Source organism: Dyadobacter soli (genome assembly GCF_900101885.1).
Classification (GTDB): Bacteria; Bacteroidota; Bacteroidia; order Cytophagales; family Spirosomataceae; genus Dyadobacter; species Dyadobacter soli.
In genome coordinates this window covers 336238-355378 of sequence record NZ_FNAN01000001.1, presented here as the reverse complement: position 1 = coordinate 355378, position 19141 = coordinate 336238, and the positions used below count along the sequence as shown (strand labels likewise).

Below are 19141 nucleotides of genomic sequence, written 5' to 3'. Positions count from 1 at the left end.
TCAGTGTGTAATTAAGAATCAGGAGATTGAATGGTTAGCATTTTGCGGATACCCATTTTTTCAATTCGATATTCAAGTGTGGTCGGTCTGAGGTTCAGCAGCTCGGCTGCACCGCCGGCGCCGCGGATGCGTCCATTCGTCTGGTTAAGGATCGACAGGATGTATTCCCGCTCGGTCAGCCGCTGCATCTGCTTCATTTCCGACAAGTTTTTGGGTGGGTTAACCGGCACTTGCCCGAATGCCTTGCTGCTTTCGGGCTGGCCCTGCCTGGCATTGATCGAGAACGATCGCTTTTGAAGCGGTCTGCCGAGCGCCAGCGGCATTTGGCCATTACTCAGAATGACAGCCTGTTCTATCACATTTTCGAGCTCACGGATATTACCGGGCCAGGTGTAATTGTTCAACTCGCTGAGCGCCGTATCGCAGAAACCCAGAAATGGCTTTCCTTGCTTGCGGGTCAGTTTCCGGGCAAAGAAATGGGCAAGCAGGCTAATGTCTTCCTTGCGTTCACGCAGCGCAGGCAACGTCAGCGGGAATGTCGCCAACCTGAAAAAAAGGTCCATCCTGAAACGGCCTTCGGTCACTTCGACTTCCAGGTCGCGGTTGGTGGCTGCAATCACGCGCACATCCGTTCTGATAGGCGTTTTGCCTCCTATCCGTTCGATTTCCTTCTCTTGCAGCACCCGCAATAATTTCGCCTGCAATTCGAGCGGTAACTCGCCCATTTCGTCCAGGAATATGGTACCTCCGTGCGCCAGTTCGAACTTGCCGATCCGCTTTTCAACCGCGCCGGTAAATGCCCCTTTTTCATGGCCAAATAGTTCTGATTCAATGAGGTTGGCGGGTAATGTGGCGCAGTTAATCTTGACCAGTATCTTGTCTTTTCGGAGAGATTGATTATGGATAGCCCTGGCAATCAATTCCTTACCTGTACCGCTTTCGCCCATTATCAATACCGTCGTATCCGTCGGAGCCACCTGGGTGACCAGATTAAATATGTGCAGCAAGCTTTCGCTTTTTCCGATGATCTCCTCAAAATTTGCGAATGCTTTTACTTCTTCCTGTAAATAAGAGTTCTCCTGTTTCAGCTTTTCGCTCAGGCGGGCTACTTCCTCGTAGGCCATCACCCTTTCGAGCGTCAGCATGAGCGGTTGTTCCAGCCGGCTCAGTAGCGCCTGGTGCGACGCCGTGTAGGGCCGCGGATTCCGGCTGAGAAGGCATATGTTGAACCGCTCACCATTCCCCAGGATCAGCGGGATTACCAGCGCCGATTGCAGGCGAAACGTTTTGGCCAGCAGCCGTACATAAGGGTTTTGGAAGAACAACGTATCCATTTCGTCTTCCGAATAGCGCACCGGCTCGTTTGAATGGTGGCTGTCCGACGAAAGCATCGGCTGGTTGATCTTCGAATTGGTCATCTGTAAAATCTCCTGCACACTCAGCACCTGGTACTCCTCAAACCCTACCCGGTAGAAATTGTAATCATGGGTTGCACGCAGGCTCTTATGCCGGATCGTCAGAAAATCGAAAGGAATATGCTTCTGCAACAATTGAGCCGCCGTCAATAGCTTGCTTTCCCAGCTGCCCTCGTCCGACAATGCCTCGGTAAGGGCAATCTGCAACGCCTTTTCCTCCCGCAACTTCACCTCCACACTGTGCGAATGCCGGTACCGCCCGATTTCCAGGGTCGTCAGCACATCCTTTTCACGGAAAGGCTTGACGATATAACCACTTGGCTGAGTGGCTTTTACCGCTTCCAGCACGCTCTGGTTGTCATTGGCGGAAATGTAAATAAAGGGGATATTGAGCTCTTCCAGCTGTTTAGCGAGGTCAATGCCCGTCTCATTCCCTTTCAGATAGATATCCAGCAATACCATATCGGGCGTTTGCTGCCCGATCAGATCCAGTGCGCGGGCAACCGAATTTGCACTTCCCTGTACCGTATAGCCTGCATTAGTCAATATGATTTCAAGGTTGTTGGCAATAATGTATTCGTCTTCCACAATCAGGATATTGCAGGAAGAGTTGTCGATGGAAAGGCTGGATGATGGTTGCATTGATTCAAACGGCTATAATGTTGAGATATCGACCAATTTCATATTTTAGAAATAACTATACCTTCCAAACGATCCTAGGGAAACAGGTTGGCAGGTAAATTGCCACGACAGCGCGAGCTGGCTAGTAAGCGGCTAATTTACTGAGTGTTACATTAAAAATAACCGCGATTATTATAAATATACCAAGTTTTTTTATAGTTCTCACGCACCAATCGGCCATTCCGAAGGCCCTGGCCCACACGATATTTTGGCCTGATAACTACGAACAGTTGCGATAACTCCAATTTTTTGGAGTTATCCAAATATGAAAATGCCGCCGTGCACGACGATGATGCCTCGTGCACTGTAACCGGCAACAACAAACCAGCCACCTCCGCCATCCAGTTTTTTGGATTTCTTCTTCCATTTGGAGTAATACAGCCGGGTCATCCATGTGACCGACTGCAAAAAGGGCCATACAAGCGTGCAAATGGCTTTTTAAAGGGATTGCCTGACTTGGCACGTGTTTGACTCCGCTAACTGGCATACCCGCCCGACCACGTTTATCCGTACACGTGCGAACGGGCGACCGAATTTTCAAAACCGGCAAATCACTCGAAACAATGAAAACATCAAGCTTTGAAATGGTAAATGCAAGGCCCATTCTGACAGACTTGCGGTCGAGAATACAGGCCTACGACGCTTCGCAAACCGTATATCTGAGCCGCGAAACATCGGCCCATCACGGCGATCGTCCGGCGTCGGTACTCGACATGAGCTCGTTCGGCATCAATGAAGTCGCCCTTCCCGGTTTATTGCAGTTTTTAGGTATCCGAAGTATCACCCTCGACAGTCCGCATGACCTCACCCCACTGGCTGATATGCAGATCGATACGACCAACATCGCCAGCGAACGATACCCCTGGATATTCGTTAGAAATAATGCGATAATTGCCGAGTTGCGGGCGCTGTTTCGCCGCAGCCGCACTGTTGCATTCGACAATTGGTCGAGCCTGGTGGGTGCCTCCGACCTGTGGAGCGGGTTGCTTTACGACGTTATCAAGCCGATCAACAAAAAAGATCTCGAATTTATCTTTTACCTCGGTAATCCGGAGAACAGGCTGTCCTTTCAGGTGGATGAAGTGCTCGACATCATCAGTGACTTTTCTTTGTATAGCAAGGTCACATTTGCCCTGGACGAGGGCGAGACTGTCAAGCTGTGGAAAGTCCTGAACGGAATCCAGGCGGACGCGGGCCCTGAAAGTGAAGATGCGGGCGATCTGAACCGGAAATGCATTTCCATTTACCGCACCCTGAACGTCACGCGCTTGCTCGTGTATTCCGCCAGCAAGGCGGTTTTGTATAGTAATCAGCAACAGTTCACCCTGGCGCGGATGCGGGCTGCGCCTGTCCTCGAACTGGCGACGGACGCCCGTCAAAACTTCATTGCCGGTTTCAGCATGAGCTTGCTGCTTCAATTGGAGATCGCCCATTGCGTTGCCTTCGGACTTGTCGTTTTCGGCAGCTTCGGACAGCAATGCGAGCGCCTGGACCAACAGAACCTGCTGGCTTACATTGACCAATGGATCGACGACCTGGAAAGGCCGGATACGATGCATCTTTATCAATAACTCTAAATGGACATTCCTACCGAACGCATCGATTCGGATCCATTGGAAAACGATGCAAATCTGCCCGAGAACCTCGCCAAGGAAATCGCTCAAAACGAATGCAGCATCATCACCGTCCGGGGCCTCGCCTACCCCAGCGAAGCGATCAGAATGGCCGATATGCTTCTCGATTGCCTGGGATAATGACAATTGCTTATGTATACAAAAAGTCGCCGTATAGACACATGCGTTTGATCGCCATCGGACTGCTTTCCCGAGCCGGAGGGCAGTCTTCTATAATGCAGGAGACTGTATAAATCTTTCACGGAATTTGCGAATTTTATTCGGTCTGCCAAGTATAAAAAAGATTTAGATGCCTTCATATCTGATCAATTATACTTTAATCCGGCTGTCATGAGCAGGTCTTGCTACATCGCTATCTCACTGCTCCTCTCAGCTTGCCATTTCGAAGTAAAAGCGTCATTTCTCTTTCCCCGCCTTACCAGGTCTTTTGCCGACAGTGCCGCCCGTGTACTTCCGTATACGAGCGCGGATACCAGCAAAGTCATCCTGATGTTGAAGCTCTCCACCTTTTATATATACAAACCGGGTGAAGAGCAGGCCGACATGGACAGTGCAAGTACCCATCTCGTTTCCGCGCTCGCGCTGAGCAACCAGCTGGGTTACAAAAAAGGCCAGATAATGACCTTACTGACATGGAGTATCCTGTTTTCAGAAACCGGCGACCGTCCCCGGGGCGTGCGACTCACCAAAAAGGCCATCGGGTTAAGTGCATCCATGGGCGAAACGCATCTTTTGGCGATAGCCTGGTTTTATCTTGGCGAAACTTACCCGCAGGATGCGAAAGGGCTAGTCGAGAAAATGAGGTGTTTTCAGCAAGCAAAGGTCCTCTTTGAGAAAGCCGGTGACCGGGAATCTCAAATCGATATGCTGGGCAGGGTGGCCGATATCCATTATAAACAGGGAAATTACGCGCAATCACTCCGGGAGTTTGTGGATGTCCTCGCACTCTTCCGCTCGATAAACGGCCCGTTGCATCTCACCTACAACATGTTGACCGAAGTGAGTAATTCCATGGGTAATTACCAGGAATCGATCAAATACGGACACGCTGCCATCGAAACCGCGCAAGCAGCCGGGGATACGGTTTTTATTGGTTTCTTTTATTCAAAACTCGCCACCGCATATTACGACCTAGGCCAATGGAAGCCAGGGATACGTTACCTCGAAAAAGCCCTGAATCATTTTGCCAGCCAGAATGAAACGATGATGGTGCTGAGTACCGGCAATGGAATATGCAGAGGTATGGTAAATATGGGCCAGGCAAGAGAAGCGATTGCATTTTACAATGACCTTGTTAAAAAATATCCTCCCAACAACATATTTGCGAAGTTAACGGTGGCCAAAACATATGGCCATTGCTATATGGGCTTGAAGGACTACCGGCAGGCGGAACGAAGGTATCTGACGATTATTTCGCTCCTGAAAAGCATCAAAAACGAAGACATCGACTTTGTGGAAGTCTATAAGGACATCGGCAATTACTATCTGACCATCAAGGAATATGATAAAGCCAAATACTATCTCAGTGAGGCATTGCACATTAACCACCGGAATGGCACGGTCAGGCTCGTATCCCAACTCCATGCGATGCTTTTTAAAGTAGACTCGGCACAAGGGAATTATCTGAGTGCTATCAGGCATCAGCAACAGTTTAAACTGCTGAGCGATTCGATTTTCAACGATGCCAAAAGCAGCAAAATCGCTACTTTACAGATCCAGTACGACAGTAAGGAAAAAGAGCAGAATATCGCATTGCTCAACCGGCAGAACGCAATCCAGCAGGCCAGTATCCGCCAGAAAGAATTGGAACGAAACTTTACGATCGGCGGGGCGTTTATGCTTTTGCTGCTTTCAGGCCTTATTTACAATCAATACCGCATCAAGCAGCGAAACAATGAGACGCTGACGTTGCAGCAAATCGATATCAGTCAGAAAAACAGCGCTTTGCTGGACCTCGTCGAGGAAAAGGAATGGCTCCTGAAGGAAGTACACCACCGGGTCAAAAACAACCTTCAGACGGTAATGGGTTTGCTGGAAATGCAGCTTGCGCATCCCGGTCAAAGTGTAGTGACCGTGATCAGAAACAGCCAGCGGCGGGTTTTCGCGATGTCGTTGATCCACCAGAAACTTTACCAGTCGGATGATGTCAGGATCGTTAAAATGAACCTGTACCTCAAAGAGCTGGTGGATTATCTTCAGGATAGTTTTGCCGGGAATAAAGCCATACGCTTCGAGTTGGATCTCGACCCCGTTGAACTAAGGGTTGCCAAGGCGATACCGCTGGCACTCATTCTCAATGAAGCGATTACCAATGCATTGAAATACGCCTTCCCGGACCGCGACGAGGGAAGGATCACTATTTCAATGAAAGAAGATGAAGCCGGGAATATCCATTTATCCGTATCCGACGACGGAGTTGGAATGCCGGAAGATTTGAACCCGCGAAACATGAACTCCCTGGGCATGAAGCTAATGGCTGGGCTGAGTGGCGACATCAATGCCGACTTTACAATTGAAAAACAACAAGGCACTACAATTCGCCTGGTATTAGGGCCTGAGGTGTTAGAGGTTTAAAATAGCTGTTGCGGTTCTTCGACGATCAGCCCGGAAACAGTTTGATCACGTGCTTAAATATTTTACCAAGCGGCAGCACCTTTCCGTTGCGCAGCCGGATCATATTACCCTCGATGTAATGCACGAATTTTTTGTTCAAAATGAATGATTTGTGAATGCGGATGAACGCATCGGCCGGCAACTGCTCTTCAAAACTCCCGAGCGTGCGCTGCGTGAGCAAAAACTGGTCGCGGCCCCATACTTTTACGTAATTACCCAGGCTTTCAAGGTAATACACGTCGTCGAGCTGCATCTGGACGAGCTTTTTGTCGGATTTGATATACAACGGCTCCTGCTCGTGCTGCGCCGGGGCTATCACAGGTGCGATAACCGCCTGCCTGCGCAAAGTATGCTGCTCCAATGCGCGGTTCGCGGCTTTCAGGAACCGGTCGAAACGGAAGGGTTTCAGCAGGTAATCCACCACTTCCAGTTCGAAACTTTCCAGCGCGTGCTCCTCGTAAGCCGACGTGATCACAACCAGCGGCCGCTGGTCGAGCGTACGCAGGAAATCGAGCCCATTGAGCTTAGGCATGCGGATGTCCAGGAATATGAGGTCGACCGCGTGGTGGTTGAGAAACGCGAATGCCTCCGTGGCGAGGTAGCATTGGCCCGCATTTTCCAGGAACGGAATATCTTCCAGGTACCGCAGGATCACATCATGGGCCAGCGGTTCGTCGTCGACAATCAGGCAGCGTAACTTCATAGATCTATTTCCAGGCTGGCGGTAAATACTCCATTGTCAGATCCAGTGATCAACCGGTGCTTTCCGGGGTAGAGCAATGCCAGCCGTTTCCGCAAATTAGTCAATCCAATGCCGTTATGCGCATCCGGCGCCGGTTCGAATGAATTTTCACAAACAAAACGAAGCGAATGCTGGTCGGCTTTAAGGTGAATACTCAGGAGCGCATCCCCTTCCGTGTTTTCAACGCCGTGCTTGAATGCATTCTCGACGAACACGATCAGCAGCAGCGGGGCGATCAGTGCCGTGCCGTCTTCTATTTCTTCTTCAAATTGTAAATCAAGGTTCCTTTTCAGTCGGATCTTCTGCAATTGCAGGTAGTCTTTTAAGTACCTGACTTCGTCGCCCACTTTGACAAGCGGTTCCTTTGCTTTGTAAATCACATATCGCATCAGCTCCGAAAGCTGTAAAATGCTCTCAGGAGTCTGCTCGGAGCGTTGCAGGCTCAATGCATAAAGGTTATTAAGGGTATTAAAAAAGAAATGCGGGTTCAGTTGCTGTTTCAAAAGATCGAGCTCGGCTACGGACTTCTCGTGTTGCAGGGCAGTAATCAGGCTGTTTTGCCTCGCCCATTGAATCGCTAAAAGCACAGGAAGACTTACCGCCAGTACTAACATTACGCCGAATGCATTTTCCGCTACGAACGGACTAGCAGAAAATACACCGCCCAGCACCTTGCTGAGCGGCAAACTAGCCAGCAACTGCCCCCAAAATGGATAAAAAATGCCGATCAGCGCAGCCGAACAAAGGATATAGTAGAGAATACCGCGCTCCCTGAGAATGCGTGGGACCAGCCAGCGGCTATTGATGTAAAAGAAAAAATACCCGGCCAGGTACATCAGCAGAAGTTGCAGGGAAAAGGTGATAAATGTAGGGAACCGGGCAAGGATTTTAAAGGGATCTATTTCGAAACCAATAAGCAGTTGCTTACCGGAATGGTAGGCCGGATTGTCAAGGCTCGACACCGCCATCGCGCCCAGCAGCAATGCAAGCCCCGTGATACTGATCAACACCGCCTTTTCCAGGCTCAGTCTCCGCACCCATTTGACCTGGTACAACTGGCCCATAAACTGGCTTTCCGCCACCAGAATACATTCCAGCGCTGCAATGCAAAGCCCGCCCGTAAAAACCACCGGCCAGAACAGCGCGCCGGTGCTCATCGATGCCCCGGAAACGGCCAGTAGCAAAGGCAAGTAACCCAAAAAGCACGCAAACCAGGAACGGCGGTTGCGCCCCGCAAAGCGCCCTGCCCCGCTTCCCTCGCGCGCCCACGTAACCGCGAGCACAGGTGACCACAATCCGGCCAAGCTCAGCAACGATTGAAAATAAGCCTCCCAAAGCGCATCCCGGCCGATCGTAAATCCGATCGAAACCCAGCAGAGCAGCCCCGCATACAGCCAGGTGTCCCTGCGGCGGGTCAGCGCGTCGGTTATTTTTCCTGTTACCTCCATAACGCAAATAAACCGCACCGGACGCTTGCCATCAAAAATTAATGACGACCGTCGCGATTTTGGTGATATTGGTAAAAAAGGCAGGAAATCCGGCTGACAAACGCCTTCGTCATCGCCGGCATTACCTTGCTCATTATTAATTGATTGCATTTTGAATGGCATGCAACTTTGAGGCATGAACTTCAATAGCCAAGCCATGCAACGATTAAAGATTCAGGGACTTTCCAAAACTTACCCCAACGGCATCCGCGCCCTCGACGGCGTTTCGCTCGACATACCCAATGGAATGTTCGGGCTGCTCGGCCCGAACGGCGCGGGCAAATCCACCTTCATGCGCATCCTCGCCACACTCACCCCGCCCGACAGCGGACTCATTACTTTCGACGGACAGGACATTACCCGCGAAACCACCGGGCTCAGGAGCAAACTGGGTTACCTGCCGCAGGATTTCGGTGTATATCCGGGCATCTCCGCCGAACATTTGCTCGATCACCTGGCCGTACTGAAAGGTTTGACCCATCAGCCCGAAAGACGCGAGCAGGTAACTGCCCTTTTGCAAAAAACCAACCTGTACCAGCACCGCCGACAGGCCGTGAGCACCTTTTCCGGCGGAATGCGCCAGCGGTTCGGCATTGCACAGGCATTGCTCGGCAATCCGCAACTGGTGATCGTCGACGAGCCGACGGCCGGTCTCGACCCCACCGAACGCCACCGGTTCCACGACCTGCTGAGCGAAATCGGCGAGCAGATCGTGGTGATACTCTCGACCCACATCGTCGACGATGTGCACGACCTTTGCCCGCAAATGGCTGTGCTGGCGGCAGGCCGGGTAATCCTCGAAGGCAAGCCCGAAATACTCACCCATTCACTAAAAGGGCAGCTTTGGCGCAAAACCGTCACGCCTTCGGAATTGGCCGGGTTGCAAACAGCCATGCAGGTGATCTCCACGCGCAGGGTCGCGGGGCGCATTCAGGTACACGTGCTGGCGGGAGCGCGGCCGGGCGCGGGTTTCCACGCATTCGATCCGGGGCTGGAAGACGTTTATTTTGCTACGCTCGCAGGCACGGGCAGAAAGGAGGTATTGCCATGCTAGCTACTCATCTCGATTTGGTACGCTTCGAAATGGGCTATCATTTCCGGCAAATCACCTTTCGCATTGCCGCATTGCTGTTCCTGGCGCTGGGCATAATCATGCCGTTTGGTAACTATGGCGGTGAAGAAATACACCGGAATGCACCGCATGTGATCAATTTCATCATTTGCCTGCTTACGCTGTTCACCATCTTCGTGAGCACGCTGGCCTGCGCGGCGGTGGTACTGCGTGACTCCCAGCACGGGATGGAGCCGCTGATTTTCACCACCAGCATTCGCCGTCGTCCCTATTTCATTATCCGGCTTGTCGGGCTGGTTTTCGCTGTTTTTCTGGTAATGTGCTTTGCGTCTGTCGGCGGGGCGATGGTTACGTTCATCGCCCCGCCCGAGCGCCTTGGGCCTTTCCATTTTTTACATTACCTGGCGCCACTACTAGCTTTCGGTCTTCCGGGTGTCGTGTTTTGTTGCAGCATCGTATTTGCGACGGCCATGCTCACGCGCAATGCCCGGCTGGTGTACACCGCGGGTGTTTTGATGTTCATCATCTATTTCACGGCCTCCGTTCTGGGTAACTCGCCCGTAATGGCCGGCTCCGTTCCGGCAGCTGGTGGCCCGGGCTGGTTTTCGGTGCTTATCGATCCGTTTGGATTGACGGCGTTTTTCGGAGAAACGATGAACTGGCCCGTCTGGCGGCGCAACAGCGAGGTATTTCCTATAACACCTATGTTCATTGCCAACCGCGTAATATGGACCGGCATCTCACTGGTAATGCTCGGACTGGCCTATCGCCGATTCAGATTCAGAACTTTAACGGAGAAAGAAAGCAAGACAAGCCGCATAGCAACCGCTCAAACCGCGTCCACTGTTCCATACCGGACGGTAAACGCCCGCATTAATAACCGAAACTACCACGTGCAAGCCTTTTTACGGGTAATGCAACTGGAAACCAGGACGCTCTTTGGCCCGGTTGTAACGACCCTGATCTTCGCATTATGGGTGTTCTTCAATGCTGTGGAGCTGTTTGAAAACCTTTCCAACGGTCCGTACGGGGTGCGGAGTTACGCCACCAGCGGTATCCTGACCGAGCAGCTTGTAGCCGTCCGCCCGGCATTGCTGCTGATCATTTATTATGCGTCCGAATTGATCCACCGGGAAAAAACAACGGGGATCCAGCCGCTTATTTTCGCCACGCCGGTTTCGACGGCGGTGTTTGCCATGGCCAAATCGCTCGCACTGATCGTCTGGATCTTTGCCCTTATGACCGTGCACATGGCCGTCGGCGTGGCTGTTCAATGGTTTTCCGGCTTCGGGACTTTTGAATGGAGCACTTATTTGTCGCTCTACTATTACGCTGGCCTGCCGCTCGTGCTCTATGCCGTATTGATCCTCTTCATCCAGACCGCCATACCGAACAAATACCTGGGAATGCTCCTCAGCGGACTGGTCATCGGCCTTTTCATTTTTGGCAGAAAATTTGGCCTCGACAGTAACCTCGCACGCTTCGCTACCACCCCGCGCCTGCGCTACTCCGATTTCGACGGTTTTGGACACAGCGGCCTGGCGTTTAACGGTTATATGCTTTATTGGGCATTCATCGCGCTGGCACTCGCGGGCGCGGTGACGCGCATGTGGCCGGGTAATGCGTGCGGGTACTTACACAAGCGCATACGTGAGCGCATAACGCGCGTCACGCGAACCACAGCTTTTATCGCGCTTTGCGCCTTATCGGCAACCGCAGCAGGTTTTTACATTCAATACAAAACAGGGCATTCGGCGCTTAACCGCACCAGTGCTACCGATACGGATTGGCAGGCGCGGTACGAACGGAAATACAAGCCGCTTGAAAACCTGCCCCAGCCGCTGGTTACCGCTGTTGACCTGCATACCGATCTTTTCCCTGCGGATCATTATTACACGGTTAAGGGCGTTTTGAAGGTTAAAAATGAATCGAAACAACCAATTACACGCCTTAGGATCGGTACCGACCCGGACATTGAACTGGTAGCAATGCACTCCGAAGGCGCCGCACGCGTGTCGTCGGACGAAACCTTCGGGCAGTATGCGTTTGAGCGCCGCCAACCGCTGATGCCGGGAGCCGAAACGACCATCCATTTCTCCATTCGCGCCGACCGGTCGGTATTTAAAGTATTCAATAGTGAAAACTCCGTTGCAACGAATGGCTCTTACATCGAACTGGAAAAATACCTCCCGCATTTCGGGTACCGGGCCGCCTACGAAATCGAAGATCCGGAGCAGCGGGGGCAAAATGGCCTGCCGCCCCGCCGTGCCACATCATCATCCGACCGGGCTTACCATTTTATTCATTTTCAGAACATTATCTCCACCGAAACCGACCAGCAGGTTGTCACGACCGGCACATTAGTTAAAAGCTGGGAAAACGCAGGAAGAAAGTATTTTCAATACCGGTCCGGGCAACCGGTACCCTATATGCTTGCATTGAGTTCCGCCCGTTATGCATTGAAAACGGAGCAGTACAAGGGCACGACGTTCCGGATTTACCATTATCCCGGCCATCCACAGAATGTTCCCGCGATGGTACAGGCCATGAAAGACGCCATGGATTACAGCAGCACGAATTTCGGGCCTTATCAGCATCGCATGCTCACATTGGCCGAAATTCCGCATTACCCCGGCTCCGCGACGGCTTATCCGGGTGTCATTTTCAGCCAGGAACGTGCCAATTTCAGGAGCAATTTCAGCGATAGCACCGGTTTTCACTTCACCTACGCCACTACCGCCCACGAAACGGCCCATCAATGGTGGGCCGGAAAGGTGAACGCTCCGGCAGGCCCCGGCCAGGCAGTACTTTCCGAGTCGCTTGCAAAATATACCGAGGCGGTGGTAACCGAAAAACGGTTTGGCAAAATGTACCTGCGGCCTTACCACGTGAAAGATTCGCAACTCTATTTCGCCTACCGCGCCGCCGCCGGGGAGCTGGAAACGCCGCTTTGGAAAACCACCGAACAGACTTTCGTGCATTACCAAAAGGGCGGATTGGCGCTGTACCGTCTGAAAGAGGTTTTGGGAGAAGCACATCTCTCGCGCGCGCTGCATGAACTGGTTGCAAATCACGGCTACCCATTGCAAAAGCCCCGTCCCGCCGATTTGATAGAGGCATTGAAACAAGGCGCAAATGCAGCCCAGGTTCGGTTGATCGACGAGCTTTTTGAAAAGGTAATTGTATTCGATAATGACATTAAGATACTGTCAGACAAACCGTTACACAACGGTAGCCGCGCGCTTGCATTGGAAGTTAATGTCCGGAAAACCGGCGAAACCTCGGGCAAACCCGTACCGATGATGCCCGACGATGCTATCGATATCGCAGTTTTCGATCGGGAAGTAGCATCTGATATCGGCATTCAAACCCCGATTTACCTGCAACGGCACCATTTCACCCAAAACCGTTCGGTAATCCACATCGTGGTACCGCGCCGTGCGGTTACCGTAATGCTCGATCCGCTGGCTTACATGCTCGACGTGAGCGATCATAACAATGTGGCAGTATTAAAGTGAAGCCGGGCGGAACTTTGAAAGGCATATTCGTCTTTCCATTTTATCCTCACCCTGCATTGTATGGAACTTGTATTTGAGAAGGACATTAAAGACTCATTTCGCGTCAGCCATTTTACGCAAAACGAAAGGAATCCGCGCATTCCCGTCCACCCGTCGTACCAGCGCCTGGCGTACCATCGCATACTGTTTGTACAGGAAGGGTCGGGTGTGATCGAAATCGACGACGTGCGGTTTGACCTAACTGGAAAAACGCTGTTCCTGCTCTCGAAAGGGCAACTTTGTCGCTTACCGGAAGAGTGCATACTTACGGGTTATGAGCTGAATTTCGGGGACTGTTTCTGGGAAAAAGCGCCGGATAGCGCAAGCAACTGCAAGGCTGTTTTGTTTAATAATGCGGCGGAAAATCAAATGTTACCGGTAAGCGACGCCTCTTTTGCGGAACTCACATTTCTGTTCGAATCCTTGCAAAAGGAGTTTGAGACAAAAGATTATGTCAACAAAATCGACGCGCTGGCGGCCTATCTGAAAATCATCATGATCAAGATTGCGAACATCAATGCGGAAGCGGGCGCGGGCTTCGATAACCACGAAAAGCAGCTTTACCGCGGCTTTATCGAGCTCGTCAGCCGGAAATACCGCGAAATGCACGAGGTAGCGGAATATGCCCGGGAGCTGAACATTCCGGCCCGGCGGCTTTCCGACATTTGCAAACGCTGCGCGGGCAAGGGCGCGAAGGAGATCATCAACGGGCAGCTTGTGGCGGAGGCGAAACGCTCGTTGCAGTTTTCGTCGCAGCCGGTGAAGGAAATCGCTTATCACCTGCATTTCAGCACGCCGGAGCAGTTCAGCCATTTTTTCAAGAAGAATGCGATGATGTCGCCCCAGGATTACCGCACCCGGTTCGTCAATTTTGGCAGGTGATCCGTAGAATCTGACATTCCCCGGCACGGCGCACGGACCTAATTTTGTCAAAACAAAAAACACAAAATTATGTCTGTCAACGCATTGCACACCATCGCGGGCATCCGCATACCCGATAGCAAGCTGGCCAACGACGCCACCGACCTGCTCCTCGAACACGGTACCGAGTTTATTTATAACCATTCATTGCGCGTGTTCCTGTTCGCCTCGCTGAACGGCAACCGCGAAAAACGGGTATACGACCCTGAATTGCTTTATATCAGCGCCGTTTTCCACGACCTGGGCCTGGTGCCCCATTACAGCAGCCCCGACAAGCGTTTCGAGGTCGACGGCGCCAATGCCGCCCGCGACTTCCTGAAAAGCAACGGCTTACCCAAAGAATCTATGCAGCTCGTTTGGGACGCCATTGCATTGCACACCACCATCGGCGTGGCCAAATACAAGGAGCCGGAGGTCGCGTTGCTCTACTCCGGTGTGGGGTTGGATGTAATGGGCGAAGGCTACGAACACCTCAGTACCGCCGATCGCGAGGCGATCGTCACCGCATTTCCGCGTAACGACTTCAAAAACAAGATCATACCGACCTTTTTCTCAGGCTTCGCGCACAAAACGGATACGACATTCGGCAACATCAAAGCCGACGTATGCGCCTATATGATCCCCAATTTCGAACGCAAGAACTTCTGCGACGGCATTTTACATTCGCCGTGGAGCGAGTAGCCGGGCATTTGAAATGGAGTGATTATTTCAAAAATGCCGGCACTTCTTCGACGATCGTTTCAAACAGCTTTTTCGCGCTGGTATGCTTCAATACCGGCGCGATCTGGCCTCCCCAGAACATGATCAGGTCGTATTGCTGCTGCTCCGTGGCCGCTTTGCGGAGCGGTACGATAAACTGGTTTTGCAATGGGAACGGCAGCAGTTCGTCGTTGCGGCCTGCAATGGTTTCGGTGTAGCGGCTGCGGATACCCCGGCCGAGGCGGCCCGTCGAAACTTTTGTGAGCGTCGTATACCGTGCAGCGTCGGAATGCAGGAGGTTGCGGTGATAGGCGGATGCACCGGATTCTTCGGTGGCGAGGAACGCGGTGCCGATCTGCACACCATCGGCGCCGAGCGCGAAGGCGGCTGCTACGCCCCGGGCGTCGGCAATGCCTCCGGCGGCTACCACGGGCGTTTTTACTTTCTCGCGGATTTGCTGCACGAGAACGAATGTGCCCGTCAGCGACGCTTCCGGTGATTCGAGGAACGACGGCCTGTGCCCGCCCGCTTCAAATCCGGAGGCTATGATCACATCCACGCCCGCATTGTCCAATGCGATGGCTTCGTCGAGCGTGGTCGCGTTGCCGATCAGTTTAATGCCTTTTTTACGAAAATCTTCCAGGATCGTTTGCGAAGGCAGACCGAAAATAAAGCTGAAAACCGCGGGTTTGGCGGTCAGCAATGCTTCGACCTGATTCTCGAAACGCGAAGGATATGCTTTGGGTTTTGCCGGTAGCGGTGCGCCCAGTTCATCAAAAAACGGCTTCACCAGCGCGGCGGCTTTTTCGAATTGCGCGTCGGAAACTTCCCCGGCCGGAAAATCGCTGTCCGAGACCCATAGGTTGATATTGTAGGGTTTGGTGGTGGCTTGTTTGAGCTCTTTGTCCAATGCGACGATCTCGTCGGGCGCAAGCATATATGCGCCGTAACCGCCCATTCCACCGAGGTTCGACACTGTCGACACGAGTTTGACAGATGACAAATTGCCCCCGAAAGGGCCTTGCAGTATCGGATATTCGATTCCCAGCACGCGGGAAACATTGGTTTGGTTCCACATAATCCAGGTTAGCGGGCAGTAAGCGAAACCCGCTGCGCAAATTAAGCAGAGAAAACGATCGGTAATGCGTGACCTATGTCACATTTTGCATTAGCGCGAGGCGTGGTAAAGCCGGCTCAGCGTCTCGCGCGACACGCCCAGGTACGAGGCGATGAGGTGCTTCGGTACGAGCTGGAAAAGCGTCGGATATTGCACCAGAAGGTCTTCGTAACGCTTTTTCGTGTCGTTGGTCATGAGCGACAGGAGCCGCTTCTGCGAGGCTGCATAGCCGCGGTTGGTGCGCCAGCGGTAAAAATGGTTGATCGCGTCGATTTTATGGCACATCCTTTCCCGGTCTTCCGCCGTGATCGACAAAACCTCCGCATTGGCCACGCAATCCACATTCACCGCCGCTTTGCAATGGTTATACAGCGCCATGTAATCCGATGCCCACCACGTAGGCATGGCGAATTGCAGGATCGTCATTTTCAGCTCGTCGTTCAGAAAATAGGTTTTAAGGCAACCGCTGAGCACGAAATATTCCCGCGTCACCTCGTCGCCTTCACGGATCAGGAACTGCCCTTTCCGAAAGGACTCACGTCTGCAACAAGCGTAAAAATCGTCGAGCTGCGCATCGGTCAGCTCGACGATTTTGGTAATATTTTCTTTCAGGATTTGCCGGGCGTCCATTGCGGGGATATTTCAATGCCGAAATATAAATGTTTGCCCGAAATTTTGGTTCACTGATAATCGAGCCAGGTCGTTGCTTTGCACGCCTTATCGGTTTTGAACCGCACCCACCGGGCCGAGAAATCTTTCGGAAAGACGAATGAAACAGTTTCACCAGGCTTCACTGTGAACGTTTTATACGCCATCCACGGACCATTACCAACCGGATCGGCTTCGAGCGTGAAGGTCACAGCCTGTTTGGCGTCGTGCGAAAGTTTCAGGCTTTTTTTGTCATAAAAACCAATCAGATATGCGTCCGAACGGTCGCCTGCTTGCACCTGCGTGCCTTTCCACGGGCCTCCGTGGCCGGTTGGTTTGCCGAGTTTCCACAAATCGTCGATCGCGCCGGCCCATACCGCCGCCTTTTTATCCGCCGAAGCAATGATATGCCCGCCGTTTTGCATGGATTTCGGATCGATACCCGTCATGACGAGCAAGCCGCGGTAAGATGCATAGTCATGAATACGGAGGTTATGCGACGAAACCGGGCGGATTTTGGCATAACCGTCGGCATTCTCGGCCGGCAGCTCGTAAAATGTCCCGTGGCAGTTGAAAAGATCGCGTTCGGTGGCTACCTCGCGGCAAATGCGCAATGCGGCCTGGTTGGTAAGGCCGGTGAATGCCTCGTTACCCAGCGGCAACCGCCAGCGGCGGCCTTTGTCATCGACCACCAGCACCGACGAGGCATCAAGGGTCACGACCTGCTTGGGAACAGCAAATTTAGTTTGGATAAACGAATGCATTTTGGCGTCTTCGCGGCGGGTGAGCTGCATATTGCCGTCGAGCTCATAGTAACCTGTGCCGGTTGGCTTGCCCCCGTTAAAATCAATGGCCGCAATGCCCAGTACCCGCCGGTTGTCGCCCAGCCCGTACAGCAACCCGCCGTGGCTCGCCGCTGCATCTGCACGGCTCAATCCCGCAAAAATCGCATTCGGCGTACTTACACGCTTGTCGTCGGAAGTGTAGGTAAACTGAACCGTTGCGCGGGTCGCTTTTTCTGCACGCACACGCACCCATTCGCCCGACTCAGCATTGCTGAATACCGCATTCAAGGCCATTCCAGGTCCGACCTTCAAGGTTTTCAGCACCGACCATGCGCCATTTCCTTTTTTGTCTACCTCCAACACAAAACCCGTTTCGCTATCGCCCTCGTTGCGAATCCATACCGAGCGGTGCGCCCATCCTGCAAACAGGAACGGCTCCGAGTTCTGCCCCGCTTTGACGGCCTCATTCAGCCACACCGATCCCTCGGCGGAATTGGGGCCGAGCTGGTCGGGCAGGTTAAGAGGTGTAAACCAAAGATTGGAATTGGATTGTCCGGGACCTTCTATGCCTCCCTTGGCTTTGCGTTTGTTCAGAAATTCGCGCTGGGCCGAATCGTCACAGCCGAAAACGAGGCCTTCTTTCCAGCGGGTAAAATCGCCGATTACTTTCAGATAGGCCGAGCGTGGGCGAATTCCGGCGCTGTTTGCCGAATTGAACTGGCCCGGAAATTTCCAGAACATGCCGTGCATGGTCATCAGGTAATCGGGTTGCTGCGGCGTACCCACGTCGCGTATGCGCGGCCACTCGGTATTCCAGCCGTGGGCGCCGTCGTAGGCATGGCTGGCTTTGGGCAGGCGGTAAAACGTCCATTTACCATGGTCGCGCACACCCACCAGCACCGATTTGTGGTCCCAGCCGGTGGCCCAGATTGGGTCGGTAGCCGGGTTAGCATTGCCATAAATCCCGCCCGGGCCGGTTACTTCCACAAACTGGTTGCGGCGTACCACCTTCCAGTTCTTGCCGTCCCACTCCGACAACGAGCCCGATTCAATATCAAATTGTATCTCAGCCTGCCGCCCGGGTTCGCCATTATTGGAATACACCGCCACACCCTGGCCGGAGTAAAACCCTTTCCCGTGCGTGCCCGGGAGCAATCCTTTCGTTTGGTAAGTGGCTTTATTCGTTTCCTTGTTGCGTTCGATATTGCCGTCCTCGTACAGCATTTTCGGCGTCAGCGTTTTTACATCCACTTCATAAAAACCTTCTTCCATCGTTCCGTAAAGAATTTTCCCGGCTGGATTCGTCAGGTGGCGGGCATTACCCGTATGCCTGCCCGGCATGGACATGTCGGGCATATCCGATCCCGGCTTGCCTTTATAGGGAATCGTGCGGACTTTACCCTGGCTATCGATAGCATAAGGCCCGATAAAAAGCTGATTGCTTTCGCGGTGGATCATGCGGTTGGCGGGCGTACCGCCAATACTTTCGGGGCGTACCGTCTGTTTCAGGTCGGTACCGATCTCGTACAGCTTGTCAGACGAACCGAACGGCAAATGCGGGCCGTAGGTAATCGCCCATAATTTGCCGGCCCAGGGCACAACCGCCCCCGTGCCGCATTCTCCCTCATTGTTGTACATGGCCAGATGCGGGTAAATGCCGCTGTATGAGGGCTGCTTGGGGGTTTGCGCATTCACCGGCTGGGCGAGACACATCACGGAACCGGCCACGAACGCCCACATACGATTTTTGTTCATCGAAAGACTCATAGA

13 protein-coding genes are annotated in these 19141 nt (G+C 52.7%); 7 read left to right on the top strand and 6 right to left on the bottom strand.

What is annotated here, in order from left to right; genetic code table 11:
• Positions 1-11 precede the first annotated feature (11 nt).
• Complete coding sequence (locus BLQ88_RS01235; RefSeq protein WP_218132873.1) at positions 12-2057, bottom strand: sigma 54-interacting transcriptional regulator; 2046 nt, start codon at positions 2055-2057, stop codon at positions 12-14.
• 602 nt (positions 2058-2659) lie between these two features.
• Between BLQ88_RS01235 and BLQ88_RS01230 the strand changes: the two genes are divergently transcribed.
• From BLQ88_RS01230 to BLQ88_RS01225, 3 genes are all read left to right on the top strand, one after another.
• Positions 2660-3667, top strand: a complete 1008-nt coding sequence (locus tag BLQ88_RS01230) for a hypothetical protein (protein WP_090145912.1) — start codon at positions 2660-2662, stop codon at positions 3665-3667.
• Positions 3668-3673: 6 nt separating this feature from the next.
• A complete protein-coding gene (locus BLQ88_RS36630; protein ID WP_176884855.1) occupies positions 3674-3850 on the top strand; it encodes a hypothetical protein in 177 nt (58 codons plus the stop codon).
• A 210-nt stretch (positions 3851-4060) separates the two neighbouring features.
• Positions 4061-6304 carry a tetratricopeptide repeat-containing sensor histidine kinase gene (locus tag BLQ88_RS01225; protein WP_090145909.1) on the top strand — a complete coding sequence of 748 codons (2244 nt, stop codon included), beginning with the start codon at positions 4061-4063 and terminating at the stop codon, positions 6302-6304.
• Between the two features lie 25 nt (positions 6305-6329).
• Here BLQ88_RS01225 and BLQ88_RS01220 read toward each other — a convergent pair whose 3' ends face one another.
• Both BLQ88_RS01220 and BLQ88_RS01215 read right to left on the bottom strand, forming a co-directional pair.
• Positions 6330-7046: a LytR/AlgR family response regulator transcription factor gene (locus BLQ88_RS01220; protein WP_090145907.1), complete on the bottom strand. Its 717-nt coding sequence runs from the start codon at positions 7044-7046 to the stop codon at positions 6330-6332.
• The gene (locus BLQ88_RS01215; RefSeq protein ID WP_176884852.1) at positions 7043-8533 is read right to left on the bottom strand and encodes a sensor histidine kinase; all 1491 of its coding nucleotides are present in this window, start codon (positions 8531-8533) and stop codon (positions 7043-7045) included. Before BLQ88_RS01215 ends, BLQ88_RS01220 begins: the two co-directional genes overlap by 4 nt.
• A gap of 196 nt (positions 8534-8729) precedes the next feature.
• Between BLQ88_RS01215 and BLQ88_RS01210 the strand changes: the two genes are divergently transcribed.
• The 4 genes from BLQ88_RS01210 to BLQ88_RS01195 all read left to right on the top strand — a co-directional run bounded on the left by BLQ88_RS01210 (position 8730) and on the right by BLQ88_RS01195 (position 14803).
• Complete coding sequence (locus BLQ88_RS01210) at positions 8730-9626, top strand: ABC transporter ATP-binding protein (RefSeq protein ID WP_090146296.1); 897 nt, start codon at positions 8730-8732, stop codon at positions 9624-9626.
• Positions 9620-13162: an ABC transporter permease/M1 family aminopeptidase gene (locus BLQ88_RS01205; RefSeq protein ID WP_143016771.1), complete on the top strand. Its 3543-nt coding sequence runs from the start codon at positions 9620-9622 to the stop codon at positions 13160-13162. The genes BLQ88_RS01210 and BLQ88_RS01205 overlap by 7 nt, the downstream gene beginning before the upstream one ends.
• Positions 13163-13222: 60 nt before the next feature.
• Entirely contained in the window at positions 13223-14083 is an 861-nt protein-coding gene (locus BLQ88_RS01200) for a helix-turn-helix domain-containing protein (protein ID WP_090145901.1), read from the top strand.
• A gap of 69 nt (positions 14084-14152) precedes the next feature.
• Complete coding sequence (locus BLQ88_RS01195; protein ID WP_090145899.1) at positions 14153-14803, top strand: HD domain-containing protein; 651 nt, start codon at positions 14153-14155, stop codon at positions 14801-14803.
• Positions 14804-14825: 22 nt separating this feature from the next.
• Here BLQ88_RS01195 and BLQ88_RS01190 read toward each other — a convergent pair whose 3' ends face one another.
• The 3 genes from BLQ88_RS01190 to BLQ88_RS01180 all read right to left on the bottom strand — a co-directional run bounded on the left by BLQ88_RS01190 (position 14826) and on the right by BLQ88_RS01180 (position 19126).
• Positions 14826-15899 (bottom strand): NAD(P)H-dependent flavin oxidoreductase, encoded by a 1074-nt coding sequence (locus tag BLQ88_RS01190; RefSeq protein WP_090145896.1) that lies wholly within the window; start codon positions 15897-15899, stop codon positions 14826-14828.
• 90 nt (positions 15900-15989) lie between these two features.
• Positions 15990-16568: a Crp/Fnr family transcriptional regulator gene (locus BLQ88_RS01185; RefSeq protein ID WP_090145894.1), complete on the bottom strand. Its 579-nt coding sequence runs from the start codon at positions 16566-16568 to the stop codon at positions 15990-15992.
• Positions 16569-16618: 50 nt separating this feature from the next.
• Positions 16619-19126, bottom strand: a complete 2508-nt coding sequence (locus BLQ88_RS01180) for a hypothetical protein (RefSeq protein WP_374754747.1) — start codon at positions 19124-19126, stop codon at positions 16619-16621.
• Between the last annotated feature and the right edge of the window lie 15 nt (positions 19127-19141).